This is a genomic window from Streptomyces sp. NPDC001056 (assembly GCF_053598955.1).
Window position 1 is genome coordinate 63,485 of sequence record NZ_JBSFLI010000029.1, and the last position, 12,818, is coordinate 76,302.

Genomic DNA, 12,818 nt, shown 5'->3' on the forward strand with positions numbered 1-12,818 from the left:
CGCTGACCAAGGTGAGGCTTGATACCGAGAGCGGCCGAATCGCCCCTTGCGTATCCACGGGCCATCCTCGCGACAGGGCGTACCGGGGGGAGCGTAGTGCCGTCTACGCACCGGCTTGGTATGAGCTGTGAGGCTTTCTCCGCAGATCAGCGCACGCGCCCTCGTCAGGACGCATCAGTGCCAACTGACGGGTACGTGCAAATTATTTGGGATGCCCCGGAATAGGAACACAGCGTGCCCTCCGCTCGTTGTCATTACGTGAGCACGACACAGACACCCCCTGTTCTCGCCGCAGAGCTGGCACAGGCGTGGGCCGACATTCAGCGGTACCACCCCGAGCTGCCGGACCTTGCCGCGCCAGAGTCCCTGATCGGAGAGTCGTCTTCCGCGTGCGGGCACGAGCTCTCCTTCGAACGGCTGCTCCATGAGGCAGTCCATGGCATCGCCGCCGCGCGCGGGGTGCGCGACACCTCCCGTGCCGGCCGCTACCACAACCGACGGTTCCTCGCGATCGCGGAGGAGCTGGGCCTGGACCATCCCGAGGAACCGCATCCCAGCAGCGGCTTCTCGCTGGTCACGCTCAACCCCGAGGCGAAGCGGCGCTACCGGCCGACCATCGAGCGTCTCCAGCGCGCCCTCAAGGCGCACTCGGCGGCGACCACGGAGGACACCTCCCGCACCTTCCGGGGCCCGGCCGCCCGGCACGGCTCCTCCGGCGGCGGCGTCCGCGTCAAGGCGGTGTGCGACTGCGGTCGCAACGTCCGCGTGGTCCCCTCCGTCCTCGCCCAGGCCCCCATCGTCTGCGGCGGCTGCGGCAAACCCTTCCGCATCCCCGAGATGTCGGGCGCCGCCTGACCTCCACCCCCGGCATCTCGTGGGTGCCGGACCGACTCCGCCCCGGCCCGCCGACCACCAGCGTCGGCGGGCGGGTGCCGCACGCCCGCCCACCGCGACCCGACTCCACCCCCGGCTTCCCCCGGCTCACGGCCGGCAGGTCCGCCGACGTCCGTCACCCCCGAGTGCTGAACAGGAGCGGGCCCGCTGAGGCCCCGGCCGAGACCGGCCCGCGGGGTATGGCAGAATGGATGGCTGTACTCGACAGCCGCATAGGACCCCTCTCTCCTCCGGCTGACGCGTCCGTCGGGCATTCGGGTACCGCAACCCCACGCGGCAGCTCGCCGTGCCCTACCACGTCAAAACCAGGAGAATCCACTCCCGTGGCAGTCAAGATCAAGCTGAAGCGTCTGGGCAAGATCCGTTCGCCTCACTACCGCATCGTCGTCGCCGACTCCCGTACCCGCCGTGACGGCCGGGCCATCGAGGAGATCGGCAAGTACCACCCGACCTACAACCCGTCGGTCATCGAGGTGGACGCCGACCGCGTGGCGTACTGGCTCGGCGTCGGCGCCCAGCCGACCGAGCCCGTCCTCGCCATCCTGAAGAAGACCGGCGACTGGCAGAAGTTCAAGGGCGAGCCGGCTCCCGCGCCGCTGCTCGTCGCCGAGCCGAAGCCGGCCCGTCCGTCGTTCGAGGCCCTTGGTGGCGACGACGACGCCAAGGGTGAGGCCATCACCCAGAAGAAGAAGGCTGAGAAGAAGGACGAGGCCGCGGCTGAGTCCGAGTCGACCGAGGCCTGAGCAGCATGCTCGAAGAGGCGCTTGAGCACCTCGTGAAGGGCATCGTCGACAACCCTGACGATGTGCAGGTCGCCTCGCGCAACCTGCGCCGCGGGCGTGTGCTGGAGGTCCGGGTCCACCCCGACGACCTCGGCAAGGTGATCGGCCGCAACGGCCGTACCGCGCGCGCTCTGCGTACCGTCGTGGGCGCCATCGGCGGTCGCGGTGTCCGCGTCGACCTGGTCGACGTGGACAACGTCCGCTGACGCTTCATCGCAACCGGCTCGGGCCGGGGAGGGCCACTCGGCCGTCCCCGGCCCGCAGTCGTATGAGCAGGACACGCGCAGGAGATGACAGGAGAATTGGACAGGTGCAGCTGGTAGTCGCACGGGTCGGCCGTGCCCATGGCATCAAGGGCGAGGTCACCGTCGAGGTACGTACCGACGAGCCGGAGCTGAGGCTCGCCCCCGGCGCCGTACTCGCCACGGACCCCGCCTCCACGGGTCCGCTGACCATCGAGACGGGACGCGTCCACAGCGGTCGTCTGCTCCTGCGCTTCGCGGGCGTCACCGATCGAAACGCCGCCGAGGCCCTGCGCAACACCCTGCTGATCGCCGAGGTGGACCCGGAGGAGCTGCCGGAGGACGAGGACGAGTACTACGACCATCAGCTCATCGACCTGGACGTGGTCACCGAGGACGGCACCGAGATCGGCCGGATCACCGAGATCTCGCACCTGCCCTCGCAGGACCTGTTCATCGTGGAGCGTCCGGACGGCACCGAGGTCATGATCCCCTTCGTCGAGGAGATCGTCGCCGAGATCGACCTCCAGGAGCAGAAGGCCGTCATCACGCCCCCGCCCGGCCTCATCGACGACCGTGCCGAGATCGCCTCCACCCGGGACGCGGACGCCGCGGGGGACGAGTCGTAATGCGCCTGGACGTCGTCACGATCTTCCCCGAGTACCTGGACCCCCTGAACGTCTCCCTCGTCGGCAAGGCCCGCCATCGTGGACAGCTCGCCGTCCACGTCCATGACCTGCGTGAATGGACGTACGACCGGCACAACACGGTCGACGACACGCCGTACGGCGGCGGCCCCGGCATGGTCATGAAGACGGAGCCCTGGGGCGACGCCCTGGACACGGTCCTCGCCGACGGCTACGAGAGCGGCGCCCACGCCCCCGCGCTGATCGTCCCCACCCCCAGCGGCCGCCCGTTCACCCAGGAACTCGCCGTGGAACTCTCCGAGCGGCCCTGGCTGATCTTCACACCGGCCCGCTACGAGGGCATCGACCGGCGCGTCTTCGACGAGTACGCCACCCGGATACCCGTCTACGAGGTCTCCATCGGTGATTACGTCCTCGCCGGCGGCGAAGCGGCCGTCCTCGTCATGACCGAGGCCGTCGCCCGGCTGCTGCCCGGCGTCCTCGGCAACGCCGAGTCCCACCGCGACGACTCCTTCGCGCCCGGCGCCATGGCAAACCTCCTGGAAGGCCCCGTCTACACCAAGCCGCCCGCCTGGCGCGGCCGGGACATCCCCGAGGTGCTGCTCAGCGGCCACCACGGCAGGATCGCCCGCTGGCGCCGCGACGAGGCGCTGCGTCGTACCACCCTCAACCGGCCCGACCTGATCGAGCACTGCGACCCGAAGGCCTTCGACAAGAAGGACCGCGAGATGCTGTCCGTCCTGGGCTGGGAACCGGACCCGGACGGCCGCTCGTACGGCCGATTTTGGCGCCGGGCCGGGGGCATGGAAGAATAGGCCGCTGTTGTGCGCTCGTCCGGTGTGCGCCCCTGCCACAGGGGGACACGACGCCCGTCCCGACCCGCACGGCAACCTCCTGTACCTCTCTCTCCCGTTGATGACCTGTGGCATCAGCGAAGAAAGCAGACGAAATGTCTCACCTGCTCGACACCGTCGACGCCGCGTCGCTGCGCAGCGACCTCCCGGCCTTCCGCCCGGGTGACACCGTCAACGTCCACGTCCGCGTCATCGAGGGCAACCGCTCCCGTGTGCAGCAGTTCAAGGGCATTGTGATCCGTCGCCAGGGCTCCGGTGTCCGCGAGACCTTCACGGTCCGCAAGGTCTCGTTCTCCGTCGGCGTCGAGCGCACCTTCCCGGTGCACACCCCGATCGTCGAGAAGATCGAGCTGGTCACCCGTGGTGACGTGCGCCGCGCCAAGCTGTACTACCTCCGTGAGCTGCGCGGCAAGGCCGCGAAGATCAAGGAGAAGCGCGAGCGCTGAGCGCTTCCCCGGCGTCACAGCGGGGCCGGATAACATCTCGCCCCGATGGACACCGAAGCACAGCCGACGGAACGCGACCGCACCTCCCGCCCGGATTCCCCGGGCCCGGAGGAGCGGTCGCGTTTCGCGTTGCCGGCCCGGATCGCCGAGTGGCTGCCGGGCGGCCGCGTCACCCTCACCCTCTTCGCCTGCCTGGTGTTCCTGCTCCTGCTGAGCACCTTCGTGGTGCAGCCGTTCCAGATCCCGAGCGGTTCCATGGAGCAGGGCCTGCGGATCGGCGACCGCGTCCTCGTGAACAAGCTGGCCTACCGCTTCGGCGCCCGGCCCGCCCGCGGGGACGTGGTTGTGTTCGACGGAACGGGGTATTTCGGGGACGGCGACTACATCAAGCGCGTCGTCGGGGTGGGCGGAGACCATGTGGTCTGCTGCGACAAGCGGGGGAGGATCGAGGTGAACGGCCGCGCGGTCGACGAGTCGGCGTTCCTCTACCCCGGGGACACCGCCTCCAGCGTGCCCTTCGACATCGTGGTGCCCCCGGGCACCCTCTTCCTCCTCGGCGACCACCGCAGCGACTCCAGCGACTCCCGCGACCACCTCGGGTCACCGGGCGGCGGCATGATCCCGCTCGACGACGTCATCGGCCGGGCCGACTGGATCGTATGGCCGTACGCCCACTGGACCCATCTGACCCGGCCGCCCGCCTACGCGCGGGTGCCCGCCGCGACGGGTGGCGCCCATGGGTAACCGCGGCAAGCCGCGCGAGGGCTCCGGCCCCGCAGGCCCCCCGTCGTCCACCGGGACCCGGCGCAGCTCCGCGCCCGGCGGCGGCCGCACCCGCGCGGAGCGGCGCAAGCTCCAGCGCAAGGTCAAGCGGAAGCGCAGGCATTCAGCCGTTCGGGAGATCCCGCTTCTGGTGGGAGTCGCGGTGCTGATCGCGCTGGTCCTGAAGACCTTCCTCGTCCAGGCGTTCGTGATCCCGTCCGGCTCCATGGAGCAGACGATCCGCATCGGCGACCGCGTCCTGGTCGACAAGCTCACCCCCTGGTTCGGCGCCGAGCCGCAGCGCGGGGACGTCGTCGTCTTCCACGACCCGGGCGGCTGGCTGGCCGGCGAGCAGGCCGCGCAGAAGCCCGACCCCGTCGTCGTCAAACAGCTCAAGGAGGGCCTCAGCTTCATCGGACTGCTGCCGTCCGACAATGAGAAAGACCTGATCAAACGGGTCATCGGGGTCGGCGGCGACCACGTCAGGTGCTGTGACGCGCAAGGCCGTGTCACCGTCAACGGCGTGCCGCTGTCCGAGAAGGACTACCTCTACCCGGGCAACAACCCGTCCGACATGCGCTTCGACATCACCGTGCCCCAGGGCAGGCTGTGGGTGATGGGCGACCACCGGGGCGACTCCGCCGACTCCCGCTACCACCGGGACTCCCCGTACGGGGGAACGGTCTCGGTGAAATCGGTGGTCGGGCGAGCCATGTGGATCGGCTGGCCGATCGGCCACTGGACGCGCCTGGAGGAACCTAAAACCTTCGCAAGCGTTGCCCACGCCGACACGCGGACGGCTTCGGCCTCGCCCCTGTCGCATAGGGTTGACCATGAGAATCCGAACGGAATGACCGAACTCCCGACCCCTGCGGAACTCCCGCTCGTTATGGGAGTGGTGGGCCTGCGCCGTCTGTGGCGCGGGCGGCGGCACGGAGTAAGGAGTTGGCGTGGGGGATGTGGCGGTTGGCGCACGATCGGGACACGACGGCGAGGAGCACCGCGGGAACCACGCGGAGGCGGACGGCTCCGGTTCGGACGGCGCCATGACCACCGGGAATGACGCGACGGGCGACGGCGCCCCGCAGGACGGACAGGGCTCCCGGACCGGGGGCGCGGGTGACGCCACGCCGCCGCCCAGGAAGCCGCGCTCCTTCTGGACGGAGCTGCCGATCCTGGTCGTCATCGCGCTGGTCCTGGCGCTGCTGATCAAGACCTTCCTGGTCCAGGCGTTCTCGATCCCCTCCGCCTCGATGGAGAACACCCTCCAGATCGGCGACCGCGTCCTGGTCGACAAGCTCACCCCGTGGTTCGGCTCCGAGCCCGAGCGCGGCGAGGTCGTCGTCTTCCACGACCCGGACGACTGGCTGGCGGGCGAGCCCGCGCCGAACCCGAACGCGGTGCAGAAGGTCCTCAGCTGGATCGGCCTGATGCCGTCCGCCAATGAGAAGGACCTGATCAAGCGGGTGATCGGCGTCGGCGGCGACACGGTCGAGTGCAAGGGCACGGGCCCCCTGCTGGTCAACGGCAAGGCGCTGAACGAGTCGTCGTACATCTACCCGGGCAACACGCCGTGCAGCCAGGACGACCAGGGCGGCCAGTTCAAGGTGAAGGTGCCCAAGGGCTTCATCTGGGTGATGGGCGACCACCGGCAGAACTCCCGGGACTCGCGCTACAACCAGAGCGACAGGAACCACGGCTTCGTGCCCGTCGACAAGGTCGTCGGCCGTGCCATCGTCAAGGCCTGGCCCATCAGCCACTGGGGCACCCTGCCCGTCCCGGACACCTTCGAGCAGCCCGGCCTGAGCAACCAGCAGTCCTCCGCCGCCTCCCTGACGGTCGCCCCCGAGGGCGTCGCCGTCGCGGCCGTCGCACCGGCCCTGGTGTGGCGTCGCCGTCGCGAGGAGCGGCTGCGCTCGGACGCCCGCCCGAAGACGACCACCGGACAGCGCTGAGCCCCCTGCCGCGGCTTTCCCGGCTTGTGCGTGAAGCTCCGGGAAAGCTGTGCCCCGGGTCGTGAAAGAGGGGCTGACCTCGTCCGGTACCGGCAGGTAGGGTGCGGGTCCATGGGTGGTGAGAGTACGACGCGTACGGCCCCGCGCAGCGGCGGCACCGGCTCCGGCACGGCGGCGGGCGGCGGCCGGCTCGGGCAGCGGCTGTCCGGAGTGGCGATGGCCCTGGGCCTGGTGCTGTTCCTCGGCGGCTTCGCCTGGGCGGCCGTGAGCTACCGGCCGTACACCGTGCCCACCAGCTCCATGACCCCCACCATCGACGCCGGCGACCGCGTACTCGCCCAGCGCGTGGACGGCGACGAGGTGCGCCGCGGCGATGTGGTCGTCTTCCGCGACAACAGCTGGGTCACCGGCTCCGACGTGGTCAAGCGCGTGGTCGCGGTCGGCGGCGACACCGTCTCCTGCTGCACCGACGGCAAGCTGACCGTCAACGGCAAGCAGATCGAGGAGCCGTACCTGCCCAAGGGCAGCCTGGCCGAGAACCAGAACTTCCCGACCGTGACCGTCCCCCAGGGCCGGCTCTTCCTGCTCGGTGACGAACGCCAGGGCTCCCTGGACTCCACCGCCCACCTCACGGACGCCGCCAAGGGCACCGTCGCCCGCACCGCCGTGATCGCCCGTGTGGACTCCGTGATCTTCCCCTGGAAGGGTGCGCTGAAGCGCCCCACCGGGTTCGAGGCGCTGGGCACCCTCTCGCAGCCGGGGCCGCTGTCCACCATCGAGCTGCTGATCGTCGCCGGCGCCGTCCTGGTCCTCGGCGGCGGCGCCTACGGCCCGATCGCCAAGCGCGCGGGCCGCTCCCGGGCCCGTGCCACCCGCGCGGAGGCGGCCGGTGTCCGCTGAGACCGAGCCCGCGCAGTCGTCGTACCAGGGCGGCCTGCGCAAGGTGGCCCGGGTGGTGCTGCTCGACCCCCGTGACCGCATCCTCCTGCTGCACGGCCATGAGCCCGAGGACCCCGCCGACGACTGGTGGTTCACCCCCGGCGGCGGCGTGGAGGGCGCCGAGACCCGTGCCGAGGCCGCGCTGCGGGAACTCGCCGAGGAGACCGGCATCACCGAGGTCCACCTCGGCCCGGTGCTGTGGCGGCGCCGCTGCTCCTTCCCGTTCGCGGGCCGCCGCTGGGACCAGGACGAGTGGTACTACCTGGCCCGTACGACCCAGACCGCGACCGTGGCCACGGGCCTGACGGAGCTGGAGCGGCGCAGTGTCGCCGGAGCACGCTGGTGGACGTGCCGGGAACTGACCCGCGCGCATGAGACGGTGTATCCGACCAGACTCGCCGAGCTGCTGCGCACGCTGCTCGTCGAGGGTCCCCCGGCCGGCCCCCTGACCCTCGATACGGAAATCGTCTGAGGGCCAGCGGAACTGGCGCACAATGGGGGGATCGCACGGCTGAAGGGGAACATGCCATGAGCGCCGAGGACCTCGAAAAGTACGAGACCGAGATGGAGCTGAAGCTCTACCGGGAGTACCGAGATGTCGTCGGTCTGTTCAAATACGTGATCGAGACGGAACGGCGCTTCTACCTCACCAACGACTACGAGATGCAGGTGCACTCGGTTCAGGGCGAGGTGTTCTTCGAGGTGTCGATGGCCGACGCCTGGGTCTGGGACATGTACCGGCCGGCTCGGTTCGTCAAGCAGGTCCGGGTGCTCACGTTCAAGGACGTGAACATCGAGGAGCTGAACAAGAGCGATCTGGAGCTGCCGGGCGGCTGATGACCTGCGGTTCTCCGCTGCTTCACGCTTCCGGGTGACGAGGTTTTCCCCAACCGCCCGGTAGCCCACCAAGATCCACTTGTTGGGCCGTGATGCGTGAGCGTTGGCGCCGGAGGTGGTGCCGACATGAACGCACGAGAAGCGATCGGCAGGTACGGAGAGGACCTGGCCGCCCGGCGGCTGGCCGAGGGCGGCATGACGATCCTGGCGCGCAACTGGCGTGCCGGGCGCGCCGGCGAGATCGACATCGTGGCCAGGGACGGCGAGGTCCTGGTCGTCTGCGAGGTCAAGACCCGCGCGGGCGGGCGCTACGAACATCCCATGGCCGCGGTGACCCCCGAGAAGGCCGCCCGGCTGCGCGACCTCGCCGAGCACTGGATCCACGTCCACGGCGGCGCCCCACCGGGCGGCGTCCGCATCGACCTGGTCGGCGTCCTCGTCCCCGGCCGCGGCGCACCCCAGGTCGAGCACGCCCGGGGGGTGGCCTGAATGGCCTTCGCCCGTACCTGCTCCGTCGCCCTCGTCGGCGTCGAGGGCGTGGTCGTGGAAGTCCAAGCCGACCTCGAACCCGGTGTCGCCGCCTTCACCCTGGTCGGCCTCCCGGACAAGAGCCTGACGGAGAGCCGGGACAGGGTCCGGGCGGCGGTGGTGAACTCGGGCGCCGAGTGGCCGCAGAAGAAGCTCACGGTGGGGCTCAGCCCCGCCTCGGTGCCGAAGGCCGGCTCCGGCTTCGATCTGGCCGTGGCCTGCGCGGTGCTCGGGGCCGCCGAACGGATCGACCCCCGGGTCCTCGCCGACATCGTCATGATCGGCGAGCTGGGCCTGGACGGCCGGGTGCGCCCGGTGCGCGGCATCCTGCCCGCCGTGCTGGCCGCCGCCGACGCGGGTTACGAGCAGGTGGTCGTGCCCGAGTGCGCCGCCGCGGAGGCCGCGCTGGTCCCGGGCGTATCGGTGCTCGGCGTCCGCAGCCTGCGCCAGCTCATCGCGGTGCTGGCCGAGGAGCCCGTGCCCGAGGAGGCGCCCGACGAGCAAGGGCGCCCCGACCCGCTCCTCGCCGGGCTGCGGGTGCCGGGCACCGGCGCCGCCACCGGTATGCACAGCCTCGGCGCCGCCCAGCACGAAAGCGATCACGACCTGGCCGACGTCGTCGGCCAGACCTCGGCCCGTACGGCTGTGGAGGTGGCCGCCGCCGGGGGACACCATCTCTTCCTCGAAGGGCCGCCCGGCGCGGGCAAGACGATGCTGGCCGAACGGCTGCCCGCCGTCCTGCCGAGGCTCACCAGGGAGGAGTCCCTGGAGGTCACGGCCGTGCACTCGGTGGCTGGGCTGCTGCCACCGGGCAAGCCGCTCATCGACGTCGCCCCGTACTGCGCCCCGCACCACTCGGCGACGATGCAGTCCCTGGTCGGCGGCGGCCCCGGCATCGCGCGCCCGGGGGCGGTGTCCCTCGCCCATCGCGGGGTGCTGTTCCTGGACGAGGCGCCCGAGTTCCGCAGCCAGACCCTGGACGCCCTGCGGCAGCCCCTGGAGTCCGGGCACGTCGTGATCGCTCGCAGCGCGGGAGTGGTCCGCTTCCCGGCACGCTTCCTGATGGTGCTGGCGGCCAACCCCTGCCCCTGCGGCCGCTTCTCGCAGCGTGACGCCCTGTGCGAGTGCCCGCCTGCGGTGATCCGCCGCTACCAGGCCCGGCTCTCCGGCCCGCTCCTGGACCGGGTGGACCTGCGCGTCGAGGTCGATCCGGTCACCCGGGCCCACCTCGTCGCGCCGGGCGCCCGCGGCGAGCCCACGGCGACCGTCGCCGACCGGGTGCGGCAGGCCCGGGAGCGTACGGCCGCCCGCCTCGCCGGAACACCCTGGCGCACCAACAGCGAGCTGCCGGGACGGGAGCTGCGCAGCAGGTTCCAGGCCGTCACCGGCGCGATGGACGAGGCCGAACGCAGCCTGGAGCGGGGCGTGCTCACCGCCCGCGGCATCGACCGGGTGCTGCGGGTCGCCTGGACGGTGGCCGACCTCGTCGGCCACGACCGTCCGGACGCGACCGACGTCGCCCTCGCCCTGCATCTGCGCACCGGCGTCCCCCGAGGGGTCCCGATGGCCATCGGCGCGCTGACGTGAGCGGGGCGGACGGGGGCCTGGCCCGTGAGCGCGACGAGGACCTTCTCGGACGGGTGTTTCTGGGGCGGGTGATCGAGCCGGGGGACGAGGCCGGTGGGCGGTGGGTGAGGGAGTTCGGTGCCGGGGAGGTGGCGCGGCGGATCAGAGGTGGGGGTGAGGCGTTGCCGGGGGTCGGTCGGGTCCGGTGGGCCGGGCTGGTGGCGCGGGCCGGGCGGGCGGAGCCGGAGCGGGACCTCGCCGTGGCGCGGGCGGCGGGGGCGCGGTTCGTGATGCCGGGGGATCCCGAGTGGCCGGGACAGCTGGACGACCTCGCGGACGCGCGGCCCCTCGGACTGTGGGTCCGCGGGCGGCCCGGTCTGCGGATGTGGGCGCTGAGATCCGTCGCCGTGGTCGGTGCCCGCGCCTGCACCGAGTACGGCGCCCACGTCGCCGCCACCCTCGCCGCCGGCCTCGCCGAACGCGGCTGGGTCGTCGTCTCCGGCGGCGCCTACGGCATCGACGCCGCCGCCCACCGCGGCGCGCTCGCCGCCGGCGGAGCCACCGCGGCCGTCCTGGCCTGCGGCGTCGACCGGCCCTATCCTCGCGGCCACACCGCCCTGATCGAGCGGATCGCGGACCAGGGCCTGGTGATCGGCGAGCTCCCCCCGGGCGACCACCCCACCCCGAGCCGCTTCATCCTCCGCAACCGCGTCATCGCCGCCCTGACCAGAGGCACCGTCGTCGTGGAGGCCGCCTGCCGCAGCGGCTCGCTCGCCACCGCGCGGGCGGCGCAACGCCTCGGGAGACACGCCATGGGCGTACCGGGCCCGGTCACCAGCGCACTCTCCGCCGGTGTGCACGAACTGCTGCGCGGCGGGGCCGCCCTCGTCACCGACGCCGCCGAGGTGGCCGAGCTCGTCGGCGCCATGGGCGACCTGGCCCCGCCCCGCACCGGTCCCGTGCTGCCCCGCGACCTGCTGGCACCGGCCGCCCGCACCGTCCTCGCCGCCTTGCCCGGGGACCGTGCGGCACCCGTCGGGGAGATCGCGCTGGACGCCTGCACCACGCCGGACGAGACGATCGCGAGGTTGTACGAACTCCGAGCACTTGGATACGTCGAACGACACGGCGATGGCTGGAAGTTGACACGCCAGGCGGTGATCTCGGCCCGGACGGGTCACGCTCCGTGCTGACCGAGCGTGTTCGGCCGTCCGGGGGAACGCCCGACGCCCTTGGGGTTTCCCGGAGTTGGCGCCCATCGGCCATCACACAGAGCGAGCTGCGGAAGGCGGTGGCGAGGCGGCCCCCGGGACCCCGCGCGGGGGTGGCGCCTCGCCGTTCGCACACCGCGACTCCCCAGTCACGCTACGCTCACGAAGACGTCTCCACAGACCACGCCAACTCGACATCAGACCGACACCTCACCCAGGCGGCCCCTTTCGACCCACAACGTCCACGCACCGCACTCACGGTCACGGCACTTGACGGCACTTCACGGCAGAACGGCACAAGGCGACGAATGCCCCAGCACACCTCCGGGTCCGACCGGGCGGCGATCCCCCCAGCCGCCCGCGACGGTGGCAGCGTGCGGCCGCCCGCTCCCTCGACGCTCGACGAGCTGTGGCGGTCGTACAAGGAGACGGGGGACGAACGGCTGCGCGAGCAGCTGATCCTGCACTACTCGCCGCTCGTGAAATACGTGGCCGGCCGGGTGAGCGTGGGCCTGCCGCCCAACGTCGAGCAGGCCGACTTCGTCTCCTCCGGGGTGTTCGGGCTGATCGACGCGATCGAGAAGTTCGACATCGACCGGGAGATCAAGTTCGAGACGTACGCGATCACCCGGATCCGCGGTGCCATGATCGACGAGCTGCGGGCGCTGGACTGGATCCCCCGTTCGGTACGGCAGAAGGCGCGCAATGTCGAGCGCGCCTACGCCACCCTGGAGGCCCGGCTGCGGCGCACCCCGAGCGAGAGCGAGGTGGCCCGGGAGCTGGGCATGGAGGTGGACGAACTGCACGCCGTCTTCAGCCAGTTGTCGCTCGCCAACGTGGTCGCCCTGGAGGAGCTGCTGCACGTCGGCGGCGAGGGCGGGGACCGGCTCAGCCTCATGGACACGCTGGAGGACACGGCCGCGGACAACCCCGTGGAGGTCGCCGAGGACCGGGAGCTGCGGCGGTTCCTCGCGCGCGCCATCAACACGCTGCCCGAGCGCGAGAAGACCGTCGTCACGCTCTACTACTACGAGGGCCTCACCCTCGCCGAGATCGGCAACGTCCTCGGGGTCACCGAGAGCCGGGTCAGCCAGATCCACACCAAGTCGGTGCTCCAGCTGCGGGCCAAGCTGGCGGGCTTCGGGCGCTGAGCCG

The 12,818-nt window shown here is 71.4% G+C and carries 16 protein-coding genes; all 16 read left to right on the forward strand.

Going from position 1 to position 12,818, the window contains the following annotated elements; translation table 11 throughout:
• Positions 1 to 258 precede the first annotated feature (258 nt).
• The 16 genes from ACWDD7_RS28700 to whiG all read left to right on the forward strand — a co-directional run bounded on the left by ACWDD7_RS28700 (position 259) and on the right by whiG (position 12,814).
• Positions 259 to 855 (forward strand): hypothetical protein, encoded by a 597-nt coding sequence (locus ACWDD7_RS28700; RefSeq protein ID WP_285560254.1) that lies wholly within the window; start codon positions 259 to 261, stop codon positions 853 to 855.
• Between the two features lie 362 nt (positions 856 to 1,217).
• On the forward strand, positions 1,218 to 1,637 hold the full coding sequence (gene rpsP / locus ACWDD7_RS28705) for a 30S ribosomal protein S16 (RefSeq protein WP_285560256.1): 420 nt from the start codon (positions 1,218 to 1,220) through the stop codon (positions 1,635 to 1,637).
• Positions 1,638 to 1,642: 5 nt separating this feature from the next.
• The gene (locus ACWDD7_RS28710) at positions 1,643 to 1,882 is read left to right on the forward strand and encodes an RNA-binding protein (protein WP_029385578.1); all 240 of its coding nucleotides are present in this window, start codon (positions 1,643 to 1,645) and stop codon (positions 1,880 to 1,882) included.
• A gap of 104 nt (positions 1,883 to 1,986) precedes the next feature.
• Complete coding sequence (gene rimM / locus ACWDD7_RS28715) at positions 1,987 to 2,547, forward strand: ribosome maturation factor RimM (RefSeq protein ID WP_392214549.1); 561 nt, start codon at positions 1,987 to 1,989, stop codon at positions 2,545 to 2,547.
• Positions 2,547 to 3,380 carry a tRNA (guanosine(37)-N1)-methyltransferase TrmD gene (gene trmD, locus ACWDD7_RS28720; RefSeq protein ID WP_351867695.1) on the forward strand — a complete coding sequence of 278 codons (834 nt, stop codon included), beginning with the start codon at positions 2,547 to 2,549 and terminating at the stop codon, positions 3,378 to 3,380. Before rimM ends, trmD begins: the two co-directional genes overlap by 1 nt.
• A 134-nt stretch (positions 3,381 to 3,514) precedes the next feature.
• Positions 3,515 to 3,865 (forward strand): 50S ribosomal protein L19, encoded by a 351-nt coding sequence (gene rplS / locus ACWDD7_RS28725; RefSeq protein WP_351867693.1) that lies wholly within the window; start codon positions 3,515 to 3,517, stop codon positions 3,863 to 3,865.
• Between the two features lie 45 nt (positions 3,866 to 3,910).
• Entirely contained in the window at positions 3,911 to 4,609 is a 699-nt protein-coding gene (gene lepB / locus ACWDD7_RS28730) for a signal peptidase I (protein WP_351867691.1), read from the forward strand.
• Positions 4,602 to 5,690 carry a signal peptidase I gene (gene lepB, locus ACWDD7_RS28735; RefSeq protein ID WP_450459531.1) on the forward strand — a complete coding sequence of 363 codons (1,089 nt, stop codon included), beginning with the start codon at positions 4,602 to 4,604 and terminating at the stop codon, positions 5,688 to 5,690. Before lepB (ACWDD7_RS28730) ends, lepB (ACWDD7_RS28735) begins: the two co-directional genes overlap by 8 nt.
• A complete protein-coding gene (gene lepB / locus ACWDD7_RS28740) occupies positions 5,578 to 6,582 on the forward strand; it encodes a signal peptidase I (RefSeq protein ID WP_450459532.1) in 1,005 nt (334 codons plus the stop codon). The genes lepB (ACWDD7_RS28735) and lepB (ACWDD7_RS28740) overlap by 113 nt, the downstream gene beginning before the upstream one ends.
• Positions 6,583 to 6,693: 111 nt before the next feature.
• Positions 6,694 to 7,482 carry a signal peptidase I gene (gene lepB / locus ACWDD7_RS28745; RefSeq protein WP_450459533.1) on the forward strand — a complete coding sequence of 263 codons (789 nt, stop codon included), beginning with the start codon at positions 6,694 to 6,696 and terminating at the stop codon, positions 7,480 to 7,482.
• Entirely contained in the window at positions 7,472 to 7,993 is a 522-nt protein-coding gene (locus ACWDD7_RS28750; protein ID WP_450459534.1) for an NUDIX hydrolase, read from the forward strand. Before lepB (ACWDD7_RS28745) ends, ACWDD7_RS28750 begins: the two co-directional genes overlap by 11 nt.
• A 56-nt stretch (positions 7,994 to 8,049) precedes the next feature.
• Positions 8,050 to 8,358: a DUF2469 domain-containing protein gene (locus ACWDD7_RS28755; protein ID WP_003965949.1), complete on the forward strand. Its 309-nt coding sequence runs from the start codon at positions 8,050 to 8,052 to the stop codon at positions 8,356 to 8,358.
• 126 nt (positions 8,359 to 8,484) lie between these two features.
• Entirely contained in the window at positions 8,485 to 8,847 is a 363-nt protein-coding gene (locus ACWDD7_RS28760; RefSeq protein WP_351867678.1) for a YraN family protein, read from the forward strand.
• Complete coding sequence (locus ACWDD7_RS28765) at positions 8,848 to 10,473, forward strand: YifB family Mg chelatase-like AAA ATPase (protein WP_450459535.1); 1,626 nt, start codon at positions 8,848 to 8,850, stop codon at positions 10,471 to 10,473.
• Positions 10,470 to 11,645, forward strand: coding sequence for a DNA-processing protein DprA (dprA, locus tag ACWDD7_RS28770; RefSeq protein ID WP_450459536.1), 1,176 nt, complete (start codon positions 10,470 to 10,472; stop codon positions 11,643 to 11,645). The genes ACWDD7_RS28765 and dprA overlap by 4 nt, the downstream gene beginning before the upstream one ends.
• 326 nt (positions 11,646 to 11,971) lie before the next feature.
• On the forward strand, positions 11,972 to 12,814 hold the full coding sequence (gene whiG, locus ACWDD7_RS28775) for an RNA polymerase sigma factor WhiG (RefSeq protein WP_450459537.1): 843 nt from the start codon (positions 11,972 to 11,974) through the stop codon (positions 12,812 to 12,814).
• The last annotated feature ends 4 nt before the right edge of the window (positions 12,815 to 12,818 follow it).

Coding starts and splice junctions, on each gene's coding strand:
- whiG (WP_450459537.1), top strand. CDS start 11,972: ATGCCCCAGCACACCTCCGGGTCCGACCGGGCGGCGATCCCCCCAGCC.
- ACWDD7_RS28710 (WP_029385578.1), top strand. CDS start 1,643: ATGCTCGAAGAGGCGCTTGAGCACCTCGTGAAGGGCATCGTCGACAAC.
- lepB (WP_450459531.1), top strand. CDS start 4,602: ATGGGTAACCGCGGCAAGCCGCGCGAGGGCTCCGGCCCCGCAGGCCCC.
- ACWDD7_RS28760 (WP_351867678.1), top strand. CDS start 8,485: ATGAACGCACGAGAAGCGATCGGCAGGTACGGAGAGGACCTGGCCGCC.
- lepB (WP_450459533.1), top strand. CDS start 6,694: ATGGGTGGTGAGAGTACGACGCGTACGGCCCCGCGCAGCGGCGGCACC.
- rplS (WP_351867693.1), top strand. CDS start 3,515: ATGTCTCACCTGCTCGACACCGTCGACGCCGCGTCGCTGCGCAGCGAC.
- trmD (WP_351867695.1), top strand. CDS start 2,547: ATGCGCCTGGACGTCGTCACGATCTTCCCCGAGTACCTGGACCCCCTG.
- lepB (WP_351867691.1), top strand. CDS start 3,911: ATGGACACCGAAGCACAGCCGACGGAACGCGACCGCACCTCCCGCCCG.
- ACWDD7_RS28765 (WP_450459535.1), top strand. CDS start 8,848: ATGGCCTTCGCCCGTACCTGCTCCGTCGCCCTCGTCGGCGTCGAGGGC.
- ACWDD7_RS28755 (WP_003965949.1), top strand. CDS start 8,050: ATGAGCGCCGAGGACCTCGAAAAGTACGAGACCGAGATGGAGCTGAAG.